The organism is Microcoleus sp. Pol8_D6, from assembly GCF_036700965.1.
Taxonomy (GTDB): domain Bacteria; phylum Cyanobacteriota; class Cyanobacteriia; order Cyanobacteriales; family Microcoleaceae; genus Microcoleus.
Window position 1 is genome coordinate 39,981 of sequence record NZ_JAUBPW010000024.1, and the last position, 25,114, is coordinate 65,094.

General features: G+C 46.3%; 25 protein-coding genes. 17 read left to right on the forward strand and 8 right to left on the reverse strand.

What is annotated here, in order from left to right:
• Window positions 1-37: 37 nt before the first annotated feature.
• Entirely contained in the window at window positions 38-277 is a 240-nt protein-coding gene (locus tag QUA10_RS12050; protein ID WP_333080524.1) for a DUF433 domain-containing protein, read from the reverse strand.
• 364 nt (window positions 278-641) lie between these two features.
• Between QUA10_RS12050 and QUA10_RS12055 the strand changes: the two genes are divergently transcribed.
• A complete protein-coding gene (locus QUA10_RS12055; RefSeq protein ID WP_333080450.1) occupies window positions 642-1,670 on the forward strand; it encodes a hypothetical protein in 1,029 nt (342 codons plus the stop codon).
• Between the two features lie 60 nt (window positions 1,671-1,730).
• On the opposite strand, the gene QUA10_RS12060 is transcribed toward QUA10_RS12055, so the two are convergent.
• The 3 genes from QUA10_RS12060 to QUA10_RS12070 all read right to left on the reverse strand — a co-directional run bounded on the left by QUA10_RS12060 (window position 1,731) and on the right by QUA10_RS12070 (window position 3,564).
• Window positions 1,731-1,979: a transporter suffix domain-containing protein gene (locus QUA10_RS12060; RefSeq protein ID WP_333080452.1), complete on the reverse strand. Its 249-nt coding sequence runs from the start codon at window positions 1,977-1,979 to the stop codon at window positions 1,731-1,733.
• Window positions 1,980-2,322: 343 nt separating this feature from the next.
• Entirely contained in the window at window positions 2,323-3,141 is an 819-nt protein-coding gene (locus tag QUA10_RS12065; RefSeq protein ID WP_333080453.1) for a carbohydrate ABC transporter permease, read from the reverse strand.
• 231 nt (window positions 3,142-3,372) lie between these two features.
• Complete coding sequence (locus QUA10_RS12070; RefSeq protein ID WP_333080455.1) at window positions 3,373-3,564, reverse strand: hypothetical protein; 192 nt, start codon at window positions 3,562-3,564, stop codon at window positions 3,373-3,375.
• A 70-nt stretch (window positions 3,565-3,634) separates the two neighbouring features.
• Between QUA10_RS12070 and QUA10_RS12075 the strand changes: the two genes are divergently transcribed.
• The 8 genes from QUA10_RS12075 to rdgB all read left to right on the forward strand — a co-directional run bounded on the left by QUA10_RS12075 (window position 3,635) and on the right by rdgB (window position 11,984).
• Window positions 3,635-4,327 (forward strand): aldehyde oxygenase (deformylating), encoded by a 693-nt coding sequence (locus QUA10_RS12075; RefSeq protein WP_333080457.1) that lies wholly within the window; start codon window positions 3,635-3,637, stop codon window positions 4,325-4,327.
• Between the two features lie 152 nt (window positions 4,328-4,479).
• A complete protein-coding gene (locus QUA10_RS12080) occupies window positions 4,480-5,505 on the forward strand; it encodes a long-chain acyl-[acyl-carrier-protein] reductase (RefSeq protein WP_333080458.1) in 1,026 nt (341 codons plus the stop codon).
• Window positions 5,506-6,064: 559 nt separating this feature from the next.
• A complete protein-coding gene (gene accA / locus QUA10_RS12085; protein WP_333080460.1) occupies window positions 6,065-7,045 on the forward strand; it encodes an acetyl-CoA carboxylase carboxyl transferase subunit alpha in 981 nt (326 codons plus the stop codon).
• Between the two features lie 249 nt (window positions 7,046-7,294).
• On the forward strand, window positions 7,295-8,020 hold the full coding sequence (locus QUA10_RS12090; RefSeq protein WP_333080462.1) for an SDR family oxidoreductase: 726 nt from the start codon (window positions 7,295-7,297) through the stop codon (window positions 8,018-8,020).
• Between the two features lie 103 nt (window positions 8,021-8,123).
• Window positions 8,124-8,858, forward strand: coding sequence for a GTP cyclohydrolase I FolE (gene folE / locus QUA10_RS12095; protein WP_333080464.1), 735 nt, complete (start codon window positions 8,124-8,126; stop codon window positions 8,856-8,858).
• Between the two features lie 198 nt (window positions 8,859-9,056).
• Window positions 9,057-10,481: a phosphoglucomutase/phosphomannomutase family protein gene (locus tag QUA10_RS12100; RefSeq protein ID WP_333080465.1), complete on the forward strand. Its 1,425-nt coding sequence runs from the start codon at window positions 9,057-9,059 to the stop codon at window positions 10,479-10,481.
• A 486-nt stretch (window positions 10,482-10,967) separates the two neighbouring features.
• A complete protein-coding gene (locus tag QUA10_RS12105; protein WP_333086264.1) occupies window positions 10,968-11,381 on the forward strand; it encodes a hypothetical protein in 414 nt (137 codons plus the stop codon).
• A 15-nt stretch (window positions 11,382-11,396) separates the two neighbouring features.
• Complete coding sequence (rdgB, locus tag QUA10_RS12110) at window positions 11,397-11,984, forward strand: RdgB/HAM1 family non-canonical purine NTP pyrophosphatase (protein ID WP_333080470.1); 588 nt, start codon at window positions 11,397-11,399, stop codon at window positions 11,982-11,984.
• Between the two features lie 160 nt (window positions 11,985-12,144).
• On the opposite strand, the gene QUA10_RS12115 is transcribed toward rdgB, so the two are convergent.
• Entirely contained in the window at window positions 12,145-12,483 is a 339-nt protein-coding gene (locus QUA10_RS12115; RefSeq protein WP_006633346.1) for a P-II family nitrogen regulator, read from the reverse strand.
• 354 nt (window positions 12,484-12,837) lie between these two features.
• Between QUA10_RS12115 and QUA10_RS12120 the strand changes: the two genes are divergently transcribed.
• From QUA10_RS12120 to QUA10_RS12140, 5 genes are all read left to right on the forward strand, one after another.
• Window positions 12,838-14,136, forward strand: a complete 1,299-nt coding sequence (locus QUA10_RS12120; RefSeq protein ID WP_333080473.1) for an MFS transporter — start codon at window positions 12,838-12,840, stop codon at window positions 14,134-14,136.
• Window positions 14,126-14,281, forward strand: coding sequence for a hypothetical protein (locus QUA10_RS12125; protein ID WP_333080474.1), 156 nt, complete (start codon window positions 14,126-14,128; stop codon window positions 14,279-14,281). The genes QUA10_RS12120 and QUA10_RS12125 overlap by 11 nt, the downstream gene beginning before the upstream one ends.
• Before the next feature lie 547 nt (window positions 14,282-14,828).
• Window positions 14,829-16,664 (forward strand): biosynthetic-type acetolactate synthase large subunit, encoded by a 1,836-nt coding sequence (ilvB, locus tag QUA10_RS12130; protein ID WP_333080476.1) that lies wholly within the window; start codon window positions 14,829-14,831, stop codon window positions 16,662-16,664.
• A gap of 195 nt (window positions 16,665-16,859) precedes the next feature.
• Window positions 16,860-18,254 carry a serine/threonine-protein kinase gene (locus QUA10_RS12135; RefSeq protein WP_333080478.1) on the forward strand — a complete coding sequence of 465 codons (1,395 nt, stop codon included), beginning with the start codon at window positions 16,860-16,862 and terminating at the stop codon, window positions 18,252-18,254.
• A gap of 313 nt (window positions 18,255-18,567) precedes the next feature.
• The gene (locus QUA10_RS12140; protein WP_333080480.1) at window positions 18,568-19,839 is read left to right on the forward strand and encodes an FGGY-family carbohydrate kinase; all 1,272 of its coding nucleotides are present in this window, start codon (window positions 18,568-18,570) and stop codon (window positions 19,837-19,839) included.
• 2 nt (window positions 19,840-19,841) lie between these two features.
• On the opposite strand, the gene QUA10_RS12145 is transcribed toward QUA10_RS12140, so the two are convergent.
• From QUA10_RS12145 to QUA10_RS12155, 3 genes are all read right to left on the reverse strand, one after another.
• Entirely contained in the window at window positions 19,842-20,447 is a 606-nt protein-coding gene (locus QUA10_RS12145) for a hypothetical protein (protein ID WP_333080481.1), read from the reverse strand.
• Between the two features lie 192 nt (window positions 20,448-20,639).
• Entirely contained in the window at window positions 20,640-23,006 is a 2,367-nt protein-coding gene (gene pcrA, locus QUA10_RS12150) for a DNA helicase PcrA (RefSeq protein WP_333080482.1), read from the reverse strand.
• Between the two features lie 205 nt (window positions 23,007-23,211).
• A complete protein-coding gene (locus tag QUA10_RS12155; RefSeq protein ID WP_333080483.1) occupies window positions 23,212-23,595 on the reverse strand; it encodes a YkvA family protein in 384 nt (127 codons plus the stop codon).
• 337 nt (window positions 23,596-23,932) lie between these two features.
• Here QUA10_RS12155 and QUA10_RS12160 point away from each other — a divergent pair, with 337 nt between their 5' ends.
• From QUA10_RS12160 to QUA10_RS12170, 3 genes are all read left to right on the forward strand, one after another.
• Window positions 23,933-24,133, forward strand: coding sequence for a helix-turn-helix transcriptional regulator (locus QUA10_RS12160; protein ID WP_333080485.1), 201 nt, complete (start codon window positions 23,933-23,935; stop codon window positions 24,131-24,133).
• 114 nt (window positions 24,134-24,247) lie between these two features.
• The gene (locus QUA10_RS12165; RefSeq protein ID WP_333080487.1) at window positions 24,248-24,538 is read left to right on the forward strand and encodes a hypothetical protein; all 291 of its coding nucleotides are present in this window, start codon (window positions 24,248-24,250) and stop codon (window positions 24,536-24,538) included.
• Complete coding sequence (locus QUA10_RS12170) at window positions 24,513-24,665, forward strand: hypothetical protein (protein WP_333080489.1); 153 nt, start codon at window positions 24,513-24,515, stop codon at window positions 24,663-24,665. The genes QUA10_RS12165 and QUA10_RS12170 overlap by 26 nt, the downstream gene beginning before the upstream one ends.
• Window positions 24,666-25,114: the final 449 nt, after the last annotated feature.

Sequence of the window (25,114 nt, forward strand, 5' to 3'; positions counted from 1 at the left end):
AATGACGACTACAGTGCAAGCTTCTAGCTCGCGAGCCTTACGCTCTTACTACAGAATCATTATTAGCGATTACCGAACCTAATACGATAACTCTTAAATAAAAACTCAAACAAGACAAAATATCCTCTTGGGTAAGATAGGGAAAATCATCTAGGATTTCTTCATAACTCATCCCAGAGGCGAGATATTCCAACACATCATAAACCGTAATTCTCATGCCTCGAATACAAGGTTTACCACCTCGCTTACCCGGTTCGATCGCAATAATATTAGCGATGTCTTGTTCTGACCTGGCACTTTTCCTTTAGCTTATTTTCTCAATTCTAGGCTAACAAAGGGATAGAGCGCTCGTAACTTTTGGTAGTTTTCAGCATTTTATTAGTTCCTTTAATTTCCTAATTCACTTTAAATCAATCCCGCCACAGCCAGCACTCGCATCAAGTCCCATCAGGGGCGTGCCCGAAGTCATTTTGGGTATCTTTTCGCCGATCGCCCCCCATCGTGCAATAATGATATGACTTGCACAAAAACTCTATTAGTAGGTAAATCTTGCCTACCTTACCGCTACATATAGCGTCTCAACTGTCAACCCGTGCAAGTTCCCAATTAAACCGGCTGTTGCACTACACAAATTTTTCCTAATGGCTGAAGTCCCCCTAAATCCCGCAGAACTTGCAGAAGCCCTCAACGGCTTTACCGATATCAATTTCCAATTGCCAGACCCAGAAGACGAACAAATACCAGAGTTTGATTTTGAAAATCAGGTTGACAATGCCTGGAAAGTGTGCGATCGCTTCGACTTGCAAACCGACATTTGGCGGGGACGCATTCTCCGAACAGTTCGAGACAGAGAAAAAAAAGGCGGCGAAGGACGCGGTACAGGGTTTTTGAACTGGCTCAAAGAAAGAGAAATTGGCAAAAGTCAAGCATATTCTTTGATAGAATTAGCTAATAGTGCCGATACTCTGATCCAGCAAGGAGATTTAGACCCAAATTCCATTAGAAACTTCAGCAAAAGAGCTTTTGTAGAAACGGCTAAAGCATCTCCCGAAGTCCAGCAAATGGTAACAGATGCCGCAGCAAGTGGCGATCGCATCACCCGCCGCGAAGTCAAACAACTCTCCGACGAATGGATGGCAATGAACTCAGATTTATTGCCAGAAGAAGTCAAAGAAAAAGCATCTAGCGGTTCTTTACCTTCCCGCTACCTCGCTCCTTTAGTCAAAGAAATGGAGAAACTCTCCCCATCTCACCAAAGCGAAATTCAAAAAGAAGTAGCAGAAAATCCCGACGTAGATACTGTCAAACAGCTAACATCCGACGCCAAGAACTTATCAAAATATCTCGACGCCGCCGCCCAAGTGCAAGCTCTCAATCAGTCTCACTTAGACATGGAAATGGCATTAGAAGAATCTTTGCGAGTAGGCTGTTTGGGAACCACCGCCGACGTTGTAAAACAAGCCGCACAGCTAGAACAAACAGTAGTCAAACTCTACACAATTTGGAAGCGTTTAGGCAGTTTGGCAGATAGATTGTACGTGGATACAGGAGCAAGTACACCCAATTTGCGGTTGCTTTTGGGATGCTTAGACAGTCTTTCGGGAGAAAAGATAGAAGTGGATTTTGGAGACGGAGAACGCTCTATTCGCTTACAAATTTTCAGCGAATAGCTCAACATTGACCGCAGATGAACGCCAATCTCCAGGCTCATTATCGGCGTCGAACCCTGTTTATCTGCGGTTGAAATTTCTGAGTTTTTTCCAAAGATATCGGGGATGCAAATAACGCCGATATTTGGTAACTACTTCTTTCCCCAACAGCACTACGCTAATCCAAAAACAAACCTCAGCCCCAACAGCTAGAACGACAGATAAAGTAGTTTTTTGGGGAATGTCTAGCGGCAGGAAGGGCACAACAAACAAGATTGCCAACCACGGTAGAAAGGATACAATAAATAAAAATAAACCGAGTTTTTGCATAGATTCACATACTACCGCTTTGATATCCCCTTTATCTATTAGTCCGCTTAAAGTGAACTTCGTTTGTATATAGCAATCCTTGCAGGAGTCGTAAATGTTTTACCCCACCCCAACCCTCCCCGAACCCGTGGGGATGGAGTATGAAATTCATACATGATTTAGGATTGCTATAGTAGCGATTTCAATCGCCGAATGACTACAAACTCCAATCTTGCACCAATGTCAGCAACAGGCAAGATGCCTGTTCCACAAATACTAAATGTTCTTGTGGAACAGGCATCTTGCCTGTTCTAGAGAATGGTTCAACATCTGACTACAAACTTAATTGCCAAGCATTTCTAACTCAATTCTTAATCCCCGTCGCCGCAATCCCCCGAATAAACTGCCGTTGACCGGCCAAAAACAGCAACACCACCGGCACTGTGCCAATTACCACCGCCGCCATCAACAACTGCCAACTGCTAGTAAACTGTTCCTGAAACTCAGCCAGAACCAACTGCACAGTCCGCAACTCCGGCCGCGTCGTAAACACCAGCGGCTTAAACAAATCGTTCCACTCCCCGATAAACGTAAACAAAAACAGCGTCACCAAAGCAGGGCGGGCCAAAGGTAACATCACCTGCCACAAAACCTGCCAGCGGTTAGCCCCATCCAGCATTGCCGCCTCCTCCAACTCCACCGGAATAGTCATAAAATACTGGCGCAGCAGAAAAATCCCAAAACCGTTAGCCGCCGTAGGCAAAATCAGCGCCCCGTAAGTATTCAGCAGATTGCCCCACTTCAAAACCAAGAAAATGGGAATCACCAAAAGCTGAAACGGAATTACCAGCGTTGCCAAAACCCCCAACACAATAGCCTGTCGCCCGCGAAACTTCAGCCTGGCCAAAGCATAACCGGCCAAAGCAGAAGTCACAATCTGAAAACCCGTCACTGCGATCGCCACTAGAGTAGAATTAAGGAATGCCAACAAAAAATTGCCCCGTCGCCAAGCCTCCTGATAGTTCGCAAAAGTCAGGCCTGTGGCCTTGACACCGACACCAGATGGTGATAGCGAAACCAAAAATACAGCAGCCAGTGGCAGCAGCACCAGCGCAGCACCCGCCAGCAACAAAATAAAACTCAGCAGTTCCAGCGCTTGAGACCTATCAAAGAATTTACCCATAAATTTGTGAATTAACCTAAAATAATAAGCCTGTGAGGTTCTCCAACCCGATCGCATCCCCGATTCCCATACAACAACATAATAGTCGTAGAAGGAAAGAAGGAGTACCTAGGGAGGAAGTTGTGATTAGGATATAATGTTATAGATAGAGTTGGTACTGTAAAACCCTGAAAGGTGGAGACATAGACCGTATTTCTATCGTCTATTTCCGGGCAAAAGATCGACTAACGACTAATTCAAGTAATTAGTAAATAGATAGCATTCTAGCGATAGTCTTTCTGGAGTGTTCGACGGCCAAACTCCGCCAAACACGCTGAGGACGCCAGTTTTTCCCGGAACGTCAAAGAAAAGTTCTTTGTCGAAAGAATCCTCAGCTATAATCTCTGATTTAGATGGGGTGCGTTCAAAAAAGGTAAAGTGCACTGTCACTGACCCCCAATTTTAAAGGGGTTTCCAAACATCCCACAAGCTTATATGAGGAGACTACATATCTATGCCCCAGCTTGAGGCCAGCCCAACAATTGACTTTCAAACCGAAACTTACAAAGATGCTTACAGCCGCATCAACGCCATTGTGATTGAAGGCGAACAAGAAGCTCACGATAATTACCTGACACTGGCCGAACTGTTGGCTGACAAAAAAGCAGAGTTAGTTGGCTTGTCCAAGATGGAGAACCGCCACATGAAAGGCTTCCAAGCTTGTGGCCGGAATCTTAAAGTCACGCCGGACATGGCATTTGCCAAGCAGTTCTTTTCGGAACTGCACAGAAACTTCCAAACGGCCGCGGCCCAAGGTCAGATTGTAACTTGCTTGTTGATTCAATCGCTAATTATTGAGTGTTTTGCGATCGCAGCTTACAACATCTACATCCCCGTCGCCGATGACTTTGCTCGCAAAATCACCGAAGGCGTCGTCAAAGAAGAATACACCCACCTCAACTTTGGGGAAGTCTGGCTGCAAGCTCACTTTGAGGAATCCAAAGCCGAACTCGAAGCCGCCAACCGCCAAAACCTGCCCATCATTTGGAGACTGCTAAACTCGGTCGCAGACGATGCCCGCGTTTTGGGAATGGAAAAAGACGCTTTAATCGAAGACTTTATGATTGCCTACGGCGAAGCCCTAGGCAACATAGGCTTTAACAACCGCGATATCATGCGGATGTCAGCACAAGGTCTCGCAGCCTAGTTAATTCGGAAATAAGGAATGGGAAAAAAATTAAAAATTAAAAATTAAAAATGGGATACCTCATTTTAAAATATACATTTTTAATCTTCCCATCTTCCCATCTTCCCATCTTCCCATCTTCAATCTTCAATCTTCCTTCATTTGACAACTTAATGTTTGGTCTAATCGGTCACTTAACCAGCTTAGAACACGCCCAATCAGTAGCTAACGAGCTGGGCTATCCAGAATATGCCGATCAAGGTCTCGATTTTTGGTGCAGCGCACCGCCCCAAATAGTTGATCAGATCACGGTAACAAGCATCACTGGACAAAAAATAGAAGGCCGCTATGTGGAGTCCTGTTTTCTGCCAGAAATGCTAGCCACACGCCGGATTAAAGCAGCCACTCGCAAAATCCTTAATGCGATGGCACACGCTCAAAAAAACGGGATTAACATCACTGCTTTAGGCGGCTTTTCTTCGATCATTTTTGAGACTTTCAACTTGCAGCAAATTAAGCAAATTCGCAATCTCAAGTTGGAGTTTGAACGCTTCACCACTGGTAACACTCACACGGCTTACATCCTCTGCCGCCAAGTAGAAGAAGCAGCCCCAAAATTGGGGATTGAACTTTCAAAAGCTACTGTAGCGGTTTGCGGTGCTACGGGGGATATTGGCAGTGCGGTGTGTCGCTGGCTCAATGTTAAAACAAATGTAGCAGAATTGTTGCTGATTGCCCGCGACAAAGAACGATTGCAAGATTTGCAATCGGAATTGGGGCGAGGCAAAATTATGGACTTGGAAGAAGCCCTCCCCCAAGCGGATATTGTAGTCTGGGTAGCCAGTATGCCCAAGGGAGTAGAAATTGACCCTAAGACATTGAAGCAACCCTGTTTATTGATTGACGGTGGCTATCCGAAAAATCTGGCAACTCAAGTTCAGCATCCAGAAATTTACGTACTCAATGGCGGCATTGTGGAGCATTCCCTCGATATTGAGTGGAAAATTATGAAGATTGTCAATATGGATGTGCCGGGTCGACAGTTGTTTGCCTGTTTTGCTGAATCAATGCTGCTGGAATTTGAAAAAATGTATACCAATTTTTCTTGGGGACGGAATCAAATTACAGTGGAGAAGATGGAGCAAATCGGTCATATTTCTGTCAAGCACGGTTTCAGACCTTTATTAATGTCAGTTTGATGTGATTTGTTGTGGTTATTGGTTATTGAGGAAAGTTTTTCTGATAATAACCAGTAACTTTTTTTATACAGTTAATAGTGAATTTTTAACAGTTAACTATTAACATTAGCTCCGATCTCACAAGCCGAAGAAAAGTAGTTTGTAGTTCGGAACCAGCGGATGTTATTGGTGGCAATAGTTTGTCTTGAATTCTTCTGATATTTGATGGTTGGCGACAAAATGTAATATAGACAGGGCTGTTACAGCTTCCGAATGGGTGAGTTCGATGGCGCTGGTGTCGCTTTTTGGACTGGGGAACAGTTCAGCAGGGTTAGGCCTTTTGTGGCGGTGGGGAACCCAGGGCCGCGGGGAAAGAGGGGCGTAAAAATCAGCAGCAAGCAAAAATAGTGTAGCAAAAAACGAGGCTCCAGCCTCTGGTTTTCAACAAGCTTAGTAAGCCAAGCATAATTCAAAATTTAAAAGTTCCAAATTTCCCCTCTTTTTCAGCATCCCCTGACAGGGTAGGATCTGGAAATAGTCGATCGACAAAACCTGACAAAACCTTATAGAAATTATCAGCGTGCCAAACCCAGACCGTAAACCCTTACTCTTAGATTTTGAAAAGCCCCTGGCCGAACTCGAAACCCGAATTCACCAGATTCGCGAACTCGCCGCAGAAAACAGCGTCGATGTCACCGACGAAATTCGCAAACTCGAAGCTCGCTCAGCCCAACTGCGACAAGAAATCTTCAGCAGCTTGTCCCCCATGCAGCGGCTGCAACTGGCCCGTCACCCGCGCCGCCCCAGCACCCTCGATTACATTCAGGCAATTAGCGACGAGTGGATCGAGCTTCACGGCGATCGGCGCGGCGGAGACGACCCGGCCCTCGTCGGCGGAATTGCCCGCATAGACGGGCGTCCCACAGTCATCATTGGCCATCAAAAAGGGCGCGACACAAAAGACAATATCGCCCGCAACTTCGGTATGGCTGCTCCCGGTGGCTATCGCAAAGCCCTGCGGTTGATGGAACACGCCGATCGCTTCGGAATGCCAATTTTCACCTTTATCGACACTCCGGGGGCTTGGGCGGGCTTAGAAGCAGAACAGCTCGGACAGGGAGAGGCGATCGCCTGTAACCTCCGAGAAATGTTTCGCCTCGACGTTCCCATTATTTGCACCGTCATCGGCGAAGGCGGTTCCGGCGGCGCATTGGGTATCGGTGTCGGCGAGCGGCTGTTGATGCTGGAACATTCCGTCTACACCGTCGCCACTCCCGAAGCTTGCGCGGCGATTCTCTGGAAAGACTCTGGCAAAGCAAACTTGGCCGCAGAAGCCCTGAAAATCACTTCCTGGGATTTGAAAAACCTCGGCGTTCTCGATCAAATAGTACCAGAGCCGATCGGCGGCGCTCACTCGAATCCCCTCAAAGCTGCGTCCATACTCAAACAAGCTTTGTTAGAAAACTTAGCAGAACTAACCCAGCTTACGGGTCAGCAGCGACGCGATCTCCGGTATCAAAAGTTTCGCCACATCGGTGTATTCACTGAAATTGCGGCTTGAGCCGATCGATTCAGAGTTATCGGTTATGAGTGAAAATCTCTTAACTTCCAACTCATAAGTGATAACTCACCAGTCACTATTCTGCGAATCAATCAGCAGTGTTATAATTTCTCAGGTGACACCGGCTTAACAGTTCTTAATGTTGATCTCATAATTAACTGTGATCACCTGCAGCAGACAGCTTTCTAATTTGGCGAAGAAGGCTGCAACGCTTGAGGGACTTGCCGAGCGAAAGTATTAGGACACTGAATGAACCATCCCACAACAAAGCAGGCTCTGATTACCGGAGCCAGCAGCGGTATTGGCAAAGCGACGGCTCTAGCGTTCGCCGCCGAGGGCATAAATCTGGCCTTAGTTAGCCGAGAGTCGGAAAACTTAGAAGCCGTTGCCGCAGCAGCCCGAGCAGTCGGAGTGAAAGCAGAAGCTTATCCCTTAGACTTGGCAAAAATTGAGCAAGTGCAAAGCAGCATCAGCGCGATCGCAGCTCAATTCGGCCCCGTAGATATCCTGGTCAACAGCGCTGGTATGGGCTACACCGGCTCTTTGACGGAAACGCCGCTAGCCGAGTGGCAGAGCGTTTTAGACCTCAATCTAACTAGCGTTTGGCAGTGCATTTTAGGAGTTTTGCCCTCCATGCGCGATCGCCGATCGGGAATCATCATCAACGTTTCCTCGATCGCCGGCACCCAAGCCTTCCCCAACTGGGGAGCCTACTGCGTTAGCAAATTCGGTCTCATGGCTTTGTCTAAAACCTTAGCCACCGAAGAACGAGCTCACGGAATTCGCGTAACAGCAATCTGTCCGGGTTCTGTCAACACTCCTCTGTGGGACACAGACACCGTAGACGCCGACTTTGATCGCACCGCCATGTTAACCCCAGAAATCGTCGCCCAATCAATTCTGCACGCAGTTCAGTTGCCAGCAAGTGCAGTAATTGAAGAAATCACCCTCATGTCCAACGCAGGAGTTTTGTGAACTTGAGATTTTAGACTGCTGGATTTTTCTCGAATTCAACAATCTTTGAATCTCTAGCTATATCCCCCAATCGAAAATTGATTCACCCTCACACCAACTTGTTATGACAATTGCATCTTCCCCCGATTCCAATGGCTCGAACTCACTCTCGACTGACAGCATGAAACTGTTACAAACCGCAGAAAGCAACACCCCGCGCATCCCAACTCGACCCGATCGCAATTCCTCGAACGGTCAAGAATCCAGCGTGCCCAAACCCTCAGAAGTAGGCATGGAAGAAATGATGGAGGCCGTTCGCACAATGCTGCTGGGAGTAGGAGAAGACCCCGAACGCGAAGGATTGCTCAAAACCCCAAAACGGGTAGCAGAAGCAATGCGGTTTCTCACCAGTGGTTACAGTCAATCCCTCGAAGAACTCCTCAACGGCGCTATCTTTGACGAAGGCCACAACGAAATGGTACTGGTGCGAGACATCAGTGTATTCAGTATGTGCGAACACCATATGCTGCCGTTTATGGGCCGAGTTCACATTGCTTACATTCCCAACCAAAAAGTAGTGGGATTGAGCAAATTAGCCCGAATTTCCGAGATGTACAGCCGCCGATTGCAGGTGCAAGAACGTTTGACGCGCCAAATTGCCGAAGCAGTTCAGACAATATTGGAACCGAAGGGAGTAGCTGTGGTAATGGAAGCCAGCCATATGTGCATGACGATGCGGGGTGTGCAAAAACCCGGTGCTTGGACGGTTACGAGTGCAATGTTGGGCGTGTTCCAAGAAGAACAGAAAACTCGCGAAGAATTCCTGAATTTGATCCGCCACCAACCGGCTTTCTTTTAGTCATTAGTCATTAGTCATTAGTCATTAGTCATTAGTCATTAGTCAATCACTTTTTGGGTGGTGGCTAGCAATTAAGCAATTTGGTCACTAGCCCCCAGATTCATCCGCAGTCGCAATCTAAAATCTAAAATCTAAAATCAGATGACGATCGACTGATAAACCCATAAAATAGACGGGTGACTCATGACTTGTGACTAAATGAATCCTATTAAATTCGGTACAGATGGCTGGCGCGGTATCATTGCTGACGATTTTACATTCGATCGCGTAGCGTTAGTCGCTCCCCTAGCGGCACAAGTTCTCGCACAAACTGGTGGTAGCGATGGCAGCAGCGGTACCGTAATTGTCGGTCACGACCGTCGATTTCTGGCTGAAGAATTTGCCCAAACAGCGGCTATTGCCATCCAAAACGCAGGATTTGACGTGCTACTTAGCGAATCCTACGCCCCCACTCCAGCTTTCAGTTTAGCTGCCAAACAATTAAATGCTTTGGGTGCGATCGTCCTGACAGCCAGCCACAATCCCGGTGCATATTTAGGGTTAAAAGTCAAGGGCGGATTTGGCGGTTCAGTTTCGCCCGAAGTTACTCAACAGATAGAAGCAAAACTCGAAAATCCGGCGGCAATTTCAGCAACTCCGGGCAAATTAGAGAATTTCAATCCTTGGCCGGCTTACTGCAAAACCTTGCGGGAAATGGTAGATATTGATGCGATTAAAGAAGCGATCGCCAGCGGCAAAATTACAGTATTTGTAGATGTAATGCACGGTGCCGCCGCCGGAGGATTAGGTCAAATTTTAGAAGAAACGGTACATGAAGTCAACAGCGATCGAGATCCGCTGTTTGGCGGCGGTGCACCGGAACCTTTGCCGCGCTACCTGTCGCAGTTATTTCGGGTGATGCGTACTCACCAGCGAAAAAGTTCTGGTTTGTCAATCGGATTTGTATTTGACGGAGATAGCGATCGAATTGCAGCAGTTGACTCTAGCGGCAACTTCCTCAGTTCACAAATCCTAGTTCCCATATTAATCGAACATTTAGCAAAACGGCGCGGCTTGACCGGGGAAGTCATCAAAACAGTCAGCGGTTCAGACATAATTCCCAAAATTGCCAAGCTGTACAACTTGCCATTATTTGAAACGCCGATCGGTTACAAGTATATAGCCGATCGAATGTTAACCACCCAAGTCTTAGTCGGCGGCGAAGAATCGGGAGGAATTGGCTACGGTACACACATCCCCGAACGAGATGCTTTGCTGTCAGCGCTGTACTTGTTAGAAGCAGTTGTCAAATCCGGCGAAGACTTAAGCGAAATTTACAGCCGACTGCAACAAGAAACAAACTTTACTTCAGCGTATGACAGAATCGACTTGCACTTAGCAAACATGGAAGAAAGGTCGCGTTTGCTGTCGCTGCTGCAAAATCAACCCTTAACAGAAATCGCCGGCAAAGGAGTTGTAGATTGCAACAAAGTTGACGGATATAAATTCCGTTTAGCCGACGGAAGTTGGCTGTTAATTCGGTTTAGCGGAACCGAACCCGTGTTGCGGCTGTACTCAGAAGCAGCGACATTGAAAGAAGTTATGCAAAACTTAAACTGGGCGAAGAGTTGGGCGCATAATTAATCGGAGTTTTCAACCGCAGATAAACGCAGACAAACCCGAATGACTTGATATCAAATCTCTCTTTCTCCGTGCCCTCTGCGCCCTCTGCGGTTAAAAACTCCTAAAAAAATATTTTTCTAGCAATTATCCATTAATTGTGAACTATTTCTCTTCTCTTCCTTCTTCGCGTCCTACCCTTCGGGAACGGCTTCGGCGACCGCATCTTCGCGGTTCGTAAAAAAATCTTACTCACCAAGGAAATACTATTGCTATATCAGAGATATTTTAGGATAAAACAAGATGGTATACAGCGATTTCAGCCTTGCGAGAGTCAAAAAATATTTTGGATTGACCTGAGATGAAACTCGCAATTTATTTGCCGATACAAAACCAGTTTCACCCTCGGAAATTTTAACAACAATCCTGATTGATTATGTACCGCTAGCAACTTTTATTTCTACATAAAAAGCTCGCTCAGAATTTTTGATTGCCCCGATATTAGCAGAAGTGCGACGATTATTAAATAAACGAGTTTCTCTTTTTTGCGGTAAGGATTTTACTGTCGATCCAGAAAGAGGTTTGCAAGGATTTTGCGATTATATTCTTAGCGGATCTTCAGAACAATTGTTCATCAGTGCTCCGGTTATAACAATTTTTGAGGCAAAAAAAGAAGATATTATTGGCGGTTTGGGTCAATGCGTAGCCGCAATGGTAGCAGCCCAATTTTTCAATCAAAACCAAGACACTGAGGTCGATCGCATTTACGGCGCGGTGACGACGGGAACTAACTGGAAATTCTTGATTTTGGAGGAAACTACTGTTTATATCGATCCGATTGAATACTATATTCAAGATGTTGATAAGATTTTGGGAATTTTGTTGCAACCATTTTCCCCATCTTTTGTTAATATGGAGCCATAAGTTTTAAGAGAAATAATGATCGATCGCAAATTGCTAGTTGTAGCTACGGGCAATCCGGGTAAACTCAAGGAAATGCAAGTTTATCTTCAGGATTTGGGATGGGAATTGGAACTAAAACCGGAAGAGTTGGAAATCGAGGAAACAGGCGAAACTTTTATTGCTAATGCTTGCTTGAAGGCGTCTGAAGTCGCAAAAGCCACGAGCAAATGGTCGATCGCCGATGATTCTGGTTTAATGGTAGATGCACTCGACGGCCAACCTGGGATTTACTCCGCACGCTACGGGAAAACCGATGCTGACAGGATATCTCGACTTCTCAAAGAATTGGGTAGCGAACAAAACCGGGAAGCACAATTTGTTTGCGCGATCGCGATCGCCCGTCCCGACGGTACAATTGCCTTGCAAGTAGAAGGAATTTGCCGAGGCGAAATCCTCCACACTCCTCGCGGTACGGGAGGTTTCGGATATGACCCCATTTTCTACGTACCCGCACAGCAACAGACTTTTGCAGAAATGACAACCGATATCAAGCGAGCGCACTCTCACCGAGGCCGAGCATTCTTGGCTTTACTACCAAAAATGGCGCACCTTGTCACCCCATAATGAAGAAAAAAGCCAAAACAGGGGGTAACTGTGGCATTGGATATTGACACTTAGGTCTCAAAATTAAACAGGAAAGAGGTTTTTCGTTGGCAATGACAGTTACCAATGCCCAATGCCCAATGCCCAATGCCCAATGCCCAATGCCCAATGCCCCAGTATCTTAGATTGCCTCCAAGTTCTTTTCCCCAGTCCGAATCCGAATAATTTGTTCTACAGGAGAGATGAAAATCTTGCCGTCGCCAATCTCGCCCGTGCGGGAAGCCGCGATAATTTTATCAACCACCATGTCAACCTGATCGTTTTCCACAACAATCTCCACCTTGAGCTTTTGCAAGAACTCAACGGTGTACTCAGAACCGCGATAGCGTTCTGTCATGCCCTTCTGACGGCCAAAACCTCTAACTTCAGAAACAGTCATCCCCACAATACCAGCATTGACGAGTGCGATTTTCACTTCGTCTAGTTTAAAGGGGCGAATAATAGCTTCAACCTTTTTCAAGTTTTTCACTCCTAACAGTTAGTACCTTCGTTATATTACTTAATCGGCGTGACATCTTTTAATATCACGGCCAACAGCAAGTATTTTGTCAAGTATATTACCCTATCTTGTACTCGCGATGAAATGCACGCCAACCTTTAACAATATTCTCGAATTTTCCAGGGGCGCGGGTTCTCGGCTCCGGCCGATCGCGGTAGAGTTAAGAAAGACAGCAGCAGGCGTCCCCCGCCGATCTGCTAAAACAGAAAAAGAACGCAGGAGACAGGAGTTTTCCGAGTTTCCGCTTTGCTATGTCAGATTTGCACATATTGCTGAAAACTATAATTGCCAGAGGCGGTCAGTTAAACTATTCCTATGCACCCAGCCAGCCCTCCCCCTGACCGCAGCGGGCTTGATGCCCTACTGAGAAATCGCCCCTTCCTCGCCTTGTGGACGGGCCAGTTATTGGCCCAAGTGGCGGATAAAATCTTTTACGTATTGCTGATTATTCTGCTGAAAACCGGCGACTACCGACCCTGGCCGGTTTCTTGGCAACATTCGGAAAATTCTATGCTGTCAGCGGTGATGATCGCCTACACCGTGCCAGCGATCGTCTTTGGTTCCGTAGCGGGTATCGTGGTAGACCGCTTTTCCAAAAAGCAAATGCTGATCGCCTGCAACGTGATTCGAGCCGGGTTGATTGTAGCTTTGCCGTTTTTGCCCAAAGCTTTTGTGGTTTTGCTGATTATGACGTTTTTGATCTCTACCGTAACGCAATTTTTTGCTCCGGCAGAGCAGGCGGCAATCCCTCTGGCAGTGGGGCGAGAGGGACTGATGTCGGCAAATGCTCTGTTCGCCTCGTCCACCATGGGCGGGATTATTATCGGGATGACGATCGGAGAACCGCTGTTTAGTTGGGTCAAACACAGCTTCGGATCAGCTTCTCAAGAGTTTTTGCTGGGCGGGTTGTACCTGATCTCAGCAGGTTTGATCTATGCTATGCAGATCAAAGAAGGTCATGCCGGCAGCAGTGGCAAAAATGTTCATCCTTGGCAAGACCTCAAGGAAGGTTTGCGGTATGTGAAACACAATCACCTTGTCAGCAACGCGATGGTGCAGTTGACCATTTTGTATTCGGTGTTTGCGGCGCTTCAGGTGCTGGCGATCGCACTTTCAGGCAAAATAGGTCTCAAAGAAACTCAATTTGGCTTTTTGCTCGCTGCTGCGGGAATTGGAATGGTCTTCGGTGCAGCCTTTTTGGGACACTGGGGTCATCGAATGCACCACAAACCTCTGCCTTTAATCGGTTTCTTGATGATGGGTTTTGTATTAGCAATGTTTGCCTTTACTCGACAGTTATGGGTGGGATTCGGATTGAGCGCTCTGTTCGGTTTTGGTGCTTCCTTAATTAACGGCCCGATGCAAGCTCTGATTCAAGAAAAAACTCCAGAATCTATGCGGGGCAAAGTCTTTGGATTTGAGAACAATGCGATTAATATTGCTCTGAGCCTGCCTTTAGCGATTACTGGCCCTCTGACGGATGCTGTCAGCAAAGCAGTCGGCTCGGATGACCTCGGCTTGCGGATCGTGTTGCTGAGTTTGGGCTTTTTGGTTTCGGTGATGGGAATGGCAGCTTGGAAACATACTCGCAAAGTCTTGCAGGATGTTCTGTGAACTTTGCAAAGAAGGAAGTTCGGCAACGAGCAATGTACGGGATGTAACCGATGTAACGGATGTCAGTCCGATGGCAGTCGGAAGTTCGGCAACGAGCAATGTACGGGATGTAACCGATGTCAGTCCGATGGAAGAAGGAAGATAGAAGAGGGGATGGGTGTCAACTTAAGGTCAAATGTAGTACCGAGCTACTGTTTGACTTGACGATGATTGTCCATATCCCCTGATAGTCGGAGGGAACCAGAGCATTCTCTTTAGTTTCCCTTCTTAACGGGAATAGGAGCGGGATCAAGACTCGCGTCTAAACAAGATTTATCAAGGGTTTTAGGCGAGTGTTGACACCAATGGGAAGAGGGAATATGGCTTTCTTTTCGCGATCGATCGATAACATAGCAACCGCCCTGATGATTAGGACGTTCTTAATTGCTGAAACGATTGTTTTTATTGTCGAAGGCCGCAGAACGAATGCTATACAAGCGTCATATAGCGGTAAACCGGCATAGAAGCCGCGATTTCCTCTGTTTCTTTTCTTCCTCTGGTGTTCCACAATGTCTTGATCGGGCGAACCCTCTGCGATCGCGAAATCTTTTGTAAAATCTCACCACTTAAATTTTCCTAGTTTCATTAATTGAGATTAAAGTAGTATAAAAGCTTTCATTAAAAATCATAATTAGTTTAAGGAAGGAAATACTGTGCAACTAAAAACTAAAGTGACCATCAAGCGTGCAACTGGTGGATTTGCTCTGATTGACAGCTTGATCCGCCACGGCGTCAAGCATATTTTTGGTTATCCCGGCGGTGCAATTCTGCCACTTTACGACGAACTCTACCGCGCCGAAGAAACTGGCGCTATCAAACATATTCTGGTGCGCCACGAACAAGGCGCTGCTCACGCGGCTGACGGATACGCCCGCGCTACTGGCAAAGTTGGGGTTTGTTTTGCTACTTCTGGCCCTGGTGCAACTAATTTAGTGACGGGGATTGCGACAGCCCACATGGATTCGATCCCGATGGTAATTATTACTGGTCAGGTGCCCCGTGCGGCGATCGGCACTGATGCGTTTCAGGAAACAGATATTTACGGGATTACCCTGCCAATTGTCAAGCATTCCTATGTAGTGCGCGACCCCAGAGATATGGCGCGAATTGTGGCAGAAGCTTTCCACATCGCGAGTACAGGGCGGCCGGGGCCTGTTTTGGTTGATGTACCCAAGGATGTGGGTTTGGAAGAATTTGACTATCTGCCCGTGGAACCCGGAGCAGTGAGAATTCCGGGCTACCGGCCGACGGTGAAGGGAAATCCTCGGCAAATTAATCAAGCAATCTATTTGCTGCAGGAAGCAAAGCGTCCTTTGCTTTATGTGGGTGGCGGGGCGATCGCGGCGGGGGCCCACGAGGAAATTAAGGAACTCGCCGAACTTTTCCAATTGCCGGTCACGACAACGCTGATGGGCAAAGGTTCTTTTGACGAAAACCATCCTTTGTCGGTGAAAATGCTGGGGATGCACGGCACTGCTTACGCTAATTTTGCCGTTACGGAGTGCGATTTGCTGATTGCTGTAGGGGCGAGGTTTGACGATCGCGTGACCGGGAAATTAGACGAGTTTGCCGCGCGCGCAAAGGTGATTCACATCGATATCGACCCTGCGGAAGTAGGCAAAAATCGCGGCCCTGACGTGCCGATTGTCGGAGATGTCCGCCAAGTTTTGCTCGATTTGCTGCGTCGCTGTCGGGAAACTGGAGTTTCGGGGAAAACCGGACAGACTGGGGAATGGCTGCACAGGATCGATCAGTGGAAACAGGACTATCCGTTAGTGGTGCCTCATTACCCAGACATTTTGTCTCCGCAAGAGGTGATTTCTCAGTTGGCTACTCAAGCGCCGGATGCTTACTACACAACAGATGTCGGTCAACATCAAATGTGGTCGGCTCAATTCTTGAACAACGGGCCGCGCCGCTGGATTTCTAGTGCTGGTTTGGGCACGATGGGTTTCGGGGTGCCGGCGGCGATGGGCGCGAAAATGGCGCTACCCGATGAGCAAGTGATTTGTATTGCTGGCGATGCTAGCGTGCAAATGAATATTCAAGAGCTCGGAACACTAACACAATACGGCATTAATGTCAAGATTGTTATTGTAAATAACGGCTGGCAAGGCATGGTGCGGCAGTGGCAGCAGGCGTTCTACGGGGAGCGTTATTCGTCGTCGAATATGACTGTAGGGATGCCGGATTTTGTGATGCTGGCTGAAGCTTACGGGGTGAAGGGGATGCTGGTTTCGCGACCGGAGGAACTCAAAGATGCGATCGCCCAAATGCTCGCTCATGACGGCCCGGTGCTGATGAACGTGAAGGTGACGAGGGACGAAAACTGCTATCCGATGGTAGTTCCAGGTAAGAGCAACGCTCAAATGGTTGGTTTGCCCGATCGTAGCAAGTTGCAATCTGCGGAGTTGGTTTATTGTCCGAGTTGCGGCGCTAAGAATGTTTCGACCAATAACTTTTGTCCTGAGTGCGGGACAAAAGTTTAACTAGGGACACGGCAATGCCTTGTTTGGCAGGGGTTTAAACCCCTGCCGATCTTTCGGGTTAAGCGGTTTTTCGGGTTAAGTTGACACGATGAAAGGCAATGCGATGTCCTTACCCGGATCTGCTGTTTCACATTTAAAACTATCTCCTCTGGTCTCGCATTGAGAGCTTTAATCTGTAATCTCTAAGCATATTTTATGAGCCAGTGTCTAAACCCTGATTGCCTATTCCAAAACCCGTCTGGCTCTACAAAATTTTGTCAAAAATGCGGGAATAAACTGCTATTGGGCGATCGCTACGGAGCCCAAAAAATTATTGGACAAGGGGGATTTGGGCGCACTTTTCTAGCTATTGACGAGTATAAACCATCAAAACCTCCCTGTGTTATTAAACAATTCTACCCCCAAGTTCAAGGCACTTCTAGTATCCAGAAAGCTGCTGAGTTATTTGAGCTTGAAGCAGTACGCCTAGAACAGTTGGGTAAACATTCTCAAATTCCCGAATTATTAGCATATTTTAGTCAAGATGGACGGCAGTATTTAGTCCAAGAATTCATCGACGGTGAAAATTTAGCCCAAACTCTAGAATCTAAGGGATATTTTAGCGAAACGCAGATTCGCAACGTGCTTAATAATTTATTGCCAGTATTCGAGTTCATTCACTCTCGCCAAGTTATTCACCGAGATATCAAGCCAGAAAATATTATTCTTCGGCAAGATGGGCAACTGGTTTTAGTTGACTTTGGAGCCGCGAAATATGCGACACAAACGGCTATAGCGGTAACGGGAACGAGGATCGGGACGGCTGGATATACGGCACCAGAACAAGCCAACGGCAAAGCTATTCATGCTAGTGATATTTATAGTCTGGGTGTCACTTGTCTGTGTCTGTTAACTGAGGTTGAACCGATTGATTTATTCGATGATAGCGAGTTTGAGTGGGTGTGGCGAGAACACTTAAAAACATCTGTCAGCTCGGAACTGGGTCAGATTTTAGATAAAATGATACAACCTGCTATTAAGAAACGTTATCAATCTGCTACTGAAGTGTTGCAGGATCTTGCTTCTCAATCACCTCAATTATCAGCTCAAGTACCTCCTCCGCCACCAGACTTGCTTAAATCAGCGCGGGGTATTGAGTATACTCGTCTGCGGGATTTATTGGCAGCAGGAAAGTGGAAAGAGGCGGATCAGGAAACAATAAAGGTAATGCTGAAAGCTGCGAGACGGGAGAAGGAAGATTATTTTGATACGGACTCAATTGATAATTTTCCTTGCGATGATTTACGCACCATCGACCAGTTGTGGGTAAAATATAGTCAGGGTCGCTTTGGTTTTAGCGTCCAGAAAAAAATTTGGTTGGAAGTAGGCGGCAAAGTTGATTGGGATACTGAAAAGAAGCTAGGCGATCGTGTGGGTTGGCGAAAAGGAGGCAGTTGGTTGGACACAAAGGACCTAACCTATAATAAACAAGCCCCTGTGGGCCACCTCCCTAGGCAACTGTGTGGGTGGTGGGGTGGGTTCCGGGGTTTGGGTGTGAAGTGGCGTTATGGTTCTTCTCTCGCATCAAGAGCTGTAAGCTGTAATATCTAGCGATTTCAGCCTTTTTTCAAGTATTTTTTATCGAACCTTATTTTTACGAAATTTAGGGTGAGTTAGCGAAGTGTAACGCACCAATTATGTTAAAACATATACAGGTTAGATATCCCCTATTAAAATCTCTAGAAGACCTAAAACTTTTCAGACCTAGCGATCGCACATTAGAAAATTATCCCCTATTTAAAGAATAGGATAAAGAGCAGATAAATGCTGATATTCTCGCTGAAGAAGTGGAGTTAGAAACAACCAGAAGATGTAAATAAACTTTGTGGTTTACTCAAAATAGGAAAATTCGCGGGAGTGGCAAATGAATCTTTATTTGGGAATAGATTTCGGCACGACTGGCGCCCGATCGACAATCATCGACTCCCAGGGTACAATACATTGTGAGACAGAACATACTTTTGCCAACGCGCAACAGCCGGAATTGCCCTCGGTGTGGCAAAATGCGCTGTGGGCTGTAATTGAGCAAATTCCCCCAGCAATCCGCAATCAGGTAAGGGCGATCGCCCTTGACGGCACATCCTCCACTGTCATGCTGTGCAATACCGACGGTATACCAGTATGCGAGCCGATTTTATACAATGATGCGCGCGGTGCAGCGGTGACAGAGAGGTTGCGGGCGATCGCGCCGGATAACCACACAGTATTAAGCGCTACATCCAGTCTGGCAAAACTCCTGTGGTGGCAGGAGGGCGGGCACGGGGGCACCGCCCCTACGGTTTTCCTGCATCAAGCTGACTGGCTGGCATTTCTGCTGCACGGAAAATTGGGAATTAGCGACTATCACAATGCTTTGAAACTCGGTTTCGATGTTGATACTTTGTGCTATCCGAATTGGCTGATAGAGGGAATTGCGGGGACTGCAACGCCTCAATTGCCGCAAGTTGTCGCGCCGGGCACGCCTGTGGGGGAAGTGAGAGATCAAGTTGGCGATCGCTTCGGTTTTCCCCGCGATTGTATGGTTTGTGCTGGCACAACCGATAGCATTGCTGCTTTTTTAGCAAGCGGTGTCACTTTACCAGGGGAAGCAGTAACTTCTCTCGGTTCTACACTAGCACTTAAACTGTTAAGTCATACCCGCGTAGATGATTCTAGATACGGGATTTACAGTCATAAATTAGGCGATTTGTGGTTAGTTGGAGGTGCTTCTAATACCGGAGGTGCGGTGCTGCGACACTTTTTTACTGATGTGGAGTTGGATAATTATAGCACACAAATTGACCCAGCACAAGAGAGTTTGCTGGATTATTACCCATTGTTGAAAAAGGGCGATCGCTTTCCGATTAATGACCCGAATTTGCCGCCCAGACTCGAACCGCGTCCAACTGATTCAGTGGAATTTCTGCACGGTTTGCTAGAAAGCATAGCGCGAATTGAAGCGCGGGGATATCAATTATTGCAAGAATTGGGTGCAACTCCTTTAACAAAAGTTTATACTGCTGGCGGCGGGGCAAAAAATTCGGTTTGGAGTGCGATTAGAAAGCGTTATTTAAAAGTTCCTGTTGAAACGCCAGTTCATACTGCGGCTGCTTACGGGGTGGCGCTGTTGGCGATGCGGGGTGCGATGGGGATATAATGCTAATTTTCGCGCAGCATCCACACTAAAAATCCCAATATTTTATCTACTGGAGGTAGCGGATAATCGGTAAGATCGATCGTCACTATTTGCCCTTCCAGCTTGAGAAACCGCCAAGCTGTGCCGCTGGAAACGCTGCCGTAGATGACGGAAATCGATCGCCCTTTAGCTTCATTAAATCTCTGGGCCGCCACCATTTCAGCAATACATTGACCCAAACCTACTTTCAAATCTCCTTTTTTAGCTTCCACCATCACAATTACCGGGGCCTCAACGTCTAATTGTTCCGGGGAACGGCTGATGATAAAATCGCACACTCCTGTAAGTCCAACAGCTACATCAACATTAAATTCCTCACCCGAAAACACGCTGATTTGTTGGTTCAGAATCCTGCGAACTTCCAGCAATACAGGGTTTATAATAGCTTCAGAACGGGCTTTTTCGGTGCTAGTGGCGATCGCCCAAGGCAAATTTGTCTCCAGCATGATCTGCAATGCTGCTGCGGGTGCGATCGGTTCAATTTCCGGCAGAAATCTGATTCCTTCCACTACTGTAAGATTGAAGGCTTCTTTAACCTTGCCGGTGGTCGTAAATTGACTGTAAGGCATAAGACTTTAGGTTTTTATTTCTACTTTTTACTTAGATAAAACGAAGGTTGAAACCGCGTCTACACAAACGAGTTGCCCGACGCGGACTAAAGATAAAAACGTAATTTTTACCGCATTTTAACCGCCCCTTCTTCAACCCGCTATTCTAGGTTTTTGTCTGTATAGAGGCGGTTTCAACCACCGGATTTTGTATTACACTCGCTGCAACTTCGCTGTTCTTGGATCGATAATTTTTCTGCCCAAACCTGAAAACTTAATTGCCAGATTAGTTTTATCGCCTTCTCCCAAGACGTGGGTAATTTCTCCAACTCCAAAAGCATGATGAAAAACCCGATCGCCCGTTTTCCACTCCGCCGATTGTCCATTGTTTCCCGCTTGAAAACTCCCGGAATTAGCGGCTGAATTATTAGTTTTTCCTTTCGATGCAGCCGTTTTTCCCGCTTTAGTTTTCTTCGCACTTCCAGCCAGCAAATGTGTCGGCAATTCTCCTAAGAATAGGGAAGGGGTGCAGTGTTCCCGGAAACCTCCCCAGAGGCGGCGTTCGCGAGTGTGGGTGAGAAATAGCAATTCTTGGGCGCGAGTGATGCCCACGTAGCACAAACGGCGTTCTTCTTCGATCGCTTTCGGGTCGTCCAAACTGCGGAAATTGGGAAATAAACCCTGTTCCATTCCTACTAAAAATACTACGGGAAATTCTAGCCCTTTTGCCGAGTGCAGCGTCATCAGCGATACGCGGGAATCTTCTTCCTGCAAGTCATCTAAATCAGATGCTAAAGATGCTTTTGCTAAAAATGATGTTAGCGTTGGTTCTTCGTTTTGTTCTTCAAATTGTAGCACCGCATTATACAATTCTCTGACGTTTTCGATCCGATTTTCTGCTTCCTCGGTTCCTTGATTTTTTAAATCGTCAATGTAGCCTGAATCTTCGATAATTCCTTGGACAATTTGCGAAGCTGGCAGAGTTTCAACTTGCGATTGCCAACGGCCAATCATTTCGGCAAACTTAATAATAGCTTTTGCCGATCGCCCTGCGAGAGTATTGACAGAAGATTCATCGCTGAGGATTTCCCACAACGGAATGCCCAATTGAGTTGCAGCGTCTTCGATTTTGGAAAATGTGGTATCCCCAATGCCGCGACGGGGAGTATTGATGATGCGTTTGAGGCTGACGCTATCGTCGGGATTGGCAAGCGCCCGCAGGTATGCTAGGATATCTTTGATTTCTTTGCGATCGTAAAACTTCAGGCCGCCGACAATATTGTAAGGAATGTCTAAACGCATTAACGCTTCTTCAAAGGAGCGAGATTGAGCGTTTGTGCGGTATAGAATCGCAAAGTTACTGCCGTTTTCGTATTCGGAATTTTGGCGCTTCAAGGAATGAATTTGACCCGCTACAAATTCCGCTTCATCTAATTCGTTGTCGGCGCGCCAGACAACAATCGGAGCTCCCGGTTCGCGAATCGGGCGCAGAATTTTCTCGATGCGTTCGGTATTGTGTTCGATCAAGTGGTTCGCTACTTGCAGGATGTTTTCGCGCGATCGATAATTTTCCTCTAATTTTACCATAGTCCGAGTTTTATCGTCGGACAAACCATCTCCGAAATCCTCTTGAAATTCCAGCAAAATCGTATAATCTGCCATCCGAAAACTGTAAATTGATTGATCGACATCCCCCACGACAAAAATCGAGCGGTTTTGCCATTTATCGAATTTTTTAGGGTCGGCGTTATTTGTTACCAGCATCCGAATCAAATCGTATTGAGTGCGGTTGGTATCTTGGTATTCGTCAACTAAAATATGGCAAAACTTTTTATGCCAATAACTTAATACTTGCTCGTTTTGGCTCAAAAGTTTAACGGGAACGAGGATTAAATCGTCAAAATCTAGCGCATTGTTGGCTGCTAAAGCGTCTTGGTAGCGACTGTAAACATCGGCAATCACGCGACCTCTGTAATCCGGTTCTGCTGCTTGGTATTCTTGAGGTGACAAGCCTTTATTTTTAGCGTTGCTGATGACATAGCGGACTTTTCGCGGGTCAAATTTCTTGTCGTCGAGGTTCAGTGTTTTTGTGACAATTTGTTTGACGAGACTTTGAGCATCTGACTCATCAAAAATCGAAAAGTTTTTCTTCCACTGGCGTCCTTTTTCGTCTTGGTATTTTTCTATATCGTAGCGGAGAATGCGACCGCACAAAGAGTGAAAAGTCCCCATCCAAATGTGCTTGGTAATTCTCTGGTAAATTTGCGATCGCAATTTGGTTTGTACATCCGGGGATAAGTCTACCAAAGGTTTGCCATATTCCGCTTCAGCTTGCTGAGTTGCCAGCAATTTCTCAATTCTTTCTTTCATCTCCCTGGCGGCTTTATTTGTAAATGTCACCGCCAGAATATTTTCAGGATCGACTCGATGGGTACGAACTAAGTTAGCAACTCGGTAAGTTAGAGCTCTGGTTTTGCCGGAACCAGCGCCCGCTACTACTAACAGCGGCCCGTTATAATGGGCGACTGCTTGGCGCTGAGATGGGTTGAGGTGGCTGAGGAAATCAGTGGTTTGAGTCATAGCTAGAAAGTTAATTTTATTGTTTAAGGTAAATAATACTGGGATGCGATACCGCGAGTTTTTTTAAGGTAAGGTGCGCCTAGCGCACCCTATATTATAACTAGATAGGTAATTTTTTAAACTTTAAATATTTTTGGGTCAAGCGAGTTGTTTAAGGTAAGGTGCTCGGCGCGCACCCTACACTATAACTAGATAGGTAATTTTTTTAACGTTTAAATATCCGTGTCAGCCACATTGCTGCTAATATTCCCAAGCCAATCCAAATGGCAATAATCACAACAGCGGCAGCCCGATTTATCGGTTTTCCTCGCTCTATTTCTGCGGCTGCTTTTTCCCTACACTCGGCTAAAACCTGTGGTGGAATTATCTTCAGTACCAGCCAAATTCCCAAAGGTACAATTATCAAATCGTCCAAGTAGCCGAGAATCGGTATGAAGTCAGGAATTAAGTCGATCGGGCTAAAAGCGTAGGCAACCGTAAGACCTGCTAAAATTCTGGCGTACCAAGGTACTCTCTGGTCTGTACTTGCTAAATAAACAGCGTAAGTCTCTTTTTTAAGTCGGCGGGCAACTTGTTTTAAGGATTGCATTTTTTAATTTTTTACACTCTTCAATAGTCCAGACATTTTTTAAGCAGGGAAAGTACCATAATACACTAATGAAAAAAGGTTAGAATGATTTAAAATAAAATTATAGTCTAAATCTAACTTATCAATAAAGGTACAAAGTAGATGCTTATAGAATTCGAGCCGCTTATAAGCACAGATTGAAAACACACAGGATTTAATGGCTTGAGAAAATACGGCTCAAAAAGTTCTCGATCGCTTCCTCTATGAACTAAACCGTTCAGTGTAAACACAGGGGGATTCGCAAACGGTATCGGTATCTTGTCGTCATCTCATTTATGAGATTGGGACGCCAGCAGGATTGACTCAACAGCAACTTGCAGATCGCATTGAGACAAAACAGTCGCTGATCGCACGGCTTGAAGATGCGGAGTATGACGGACACTCGCTTGCAATGCTCCAAAAAATTGCCCGTGCGCTCAATCAGCGATTGGAGGTTCAGCAAGGGCGATCGCCTTTGATGAAAATCACACTGAGAAGCTACACTAAAGCTAATATATAGCAACTTCTATTTGCTTAAGTGGGGGCATTCCCACACAGGGGACACTGTCCCCTACGCCCCATAACTCAGATGAGGGAGAACCGCTGTAAAATATGGCACGATGAGGATTCAATTATGCTAAGTAGTATTAAACAGCAAGTGGTCGTTGGCACGGATGGACAAATCGAGATTCAAACTTCTGAGTTAATAGAAGGAACGGTTGTTGAAGTGATTGTTTTAGTTGAACAAGATGGTGTTGAGACGAATACTAGCCCATCTATTTCACAAGATGCGACAGAATATTTGCTGTCTACAGAAGCCAATCGTTATCAGTTGATGACTGCTATTCAAAACATCGAAGCAAAGACTAACTTGGTCAGTTTTACGTTTGAGGAATGGAATGAAGAATATAACCTTCGCTCCTGAAGCATTTGAATACTTCAATAAGTGGGCCGCAGAGGATAACTCAAGGATTTTCCCAAAGTGCGATCGCTTTCCTAATGTAGCGATGCGATCGCCCTCTCAAAGCGATCAATCTGATTTTCAGGCATAGCCCTCTTCTGTCATTTTCGGAAATGGAGTTCGCCGTATCCCTTATCAGGAGAGGTCTAAGCGGATCTAACTATATTTTTGAATTTCTGTTAGGAAAAACCGTCATAATCGCTGACCTTGTAAGAGTTCTATAATTCAGTCAAGACAAGAGTTTTCCCTCAGTGACAAAAGAGGGATATAGCACTCATAAATCAGTTGTGTCATAGATCCATACCAGAAAGCCTTGGAGTGCGTAAAGCCTACGGCATAGCTTTGATGTGCGGCGCTCGCGGAGCGTGTGCGTTAGCACGTAAGTGTGCCGGAGGCATCACATCTTGCTCCCTATTTTTGTTACAAATCATTTAGGATTGCTATATAGCGGTTCCCGGACTCATGAGGTACAGACATTTAGAAAAGTGCGAGAATCTTGCTCGCTATTGTTAAGAGCGAGCAAGATTCTCGCACTCCCTA

Coding starts and splice junctions, on each gene's coding strand:
- QUA10_RS12165 (WP_333080487.1), top strand. CDS start 24,248: ATGCTAAGTAGTATTAAACAGCAAGTGGTCGTTGGCACGGATGGACAA.
- QUA10_RS12080 (WP_333080458.1), top strand. CDS start 4,480: ATGTTTGGTCTAATCGGTCACTTAACCAGCTTAGAACACGCCCAATCA.
- QUA10_RS12170 (WP_333080489.1), top strand. CDS start 24,513: ATGAAGAATATAACCTTCGCTCCTGAAGCATTTGAATACTTCAATAAG.
- QUA10_RS12135 (WP_333080478.1), top strand. CDS start 16,860: ATGAGCCAGTGTCTAAACCCTGATTGCCTATTCCAAAACCCGTCTGGC.
- QUA10_RS12120 (WP_333080473.1), top strand. CDS start 12,838: ATGCACCCAGCCAGCCCTCCCCCTGACCGCAGCGGGCTTGATGCCCTA.
- QUA10_RS12140 (WP_333080480.1), top strand. CDS start 18,568: ATGAATCTTTATTTGGGAATAGATTTCGGCACGACTGGCGCCCGATCG.
- QUA10_RS12060 (WP_333080452.1), bottom strand. CDS start 1,979: ATGCAAAAACTCGGTTTATTTTTATTTATTGTATCCTTTCTACCGTGG.
- QUA10_RS12075 (WP_333080457.1), top strand. CDS start 3,635: ATGCCCCAGCTTGAGGCCAGCCCAACAATTGACTTTCAAACCGAAACT.
- rdgB (WP_333080470.1), top strand. CDS start 11,397: ATGATCGATCGCAAATTGCTAGTTGTAGCTACGGGCAATCCGGGTAAA.
- QUA10_RS12125 (WP_333080474.1), top strand. CDS start 14,126: ATGTTCTGTGAACTTTGCAAAGAAGGAAGTTCGGCAACGAGCAATGTA.
- pcrA (WP_333080482.1), bottom strand. CDS start 23,006: ATGACTCAAACCACTGATTTCCTCAGCCACCTCAACCCATCTCAGCGC.
- QUA10_RS12055 (WP_333080450.1), top strand. CDS start 642: ATGGCTGAAGTCCCCCTAAATCCCGCAGAACTTGCAGAAGCCCTCAAC.
- folE (WP_333080464.1), top strand. CDS start 8,124: ATGACAATTGCATCTTCCCCCGATTCCAATGGCTCGAACTCACTCTCG.
- QUA10_RS12145 (WP_333080481.1), bottom strand. CDS start 20,447: ATGCCTTACAGTCAATTTACGACCACCGGCAAGGTTAAAGAAGCCTTC.
- QUA10_RS12065 (WP_333080453.1), bottom strand. CDS start 3,141: ATGGGTAAATTCTTTGATAGGTCTCAAGCGCTGGAACTGCTGAGTTTT.
- QUA10_RS12100 (WP_333080465.1), top strand. CDS start 9,057: ATGAATCCTATTAAATTCGGTACAGATGGCTGGCGCGGTATCATTGCT.
- QUA10_RS12155 (WP_333080483.1), bottom strand. CDS start 23,595: ATGCAATCCTTAAAACAAGTTGCCCGCCGACTTAAAAAAGAGACTTAC.
- QUA10_RS12090 (WP_333080462.1), top strand. CDS start 7,295: ATGAACCATCCCACAACAAAGCAGGCTCTGATTACCGGAGCCAGCAGC.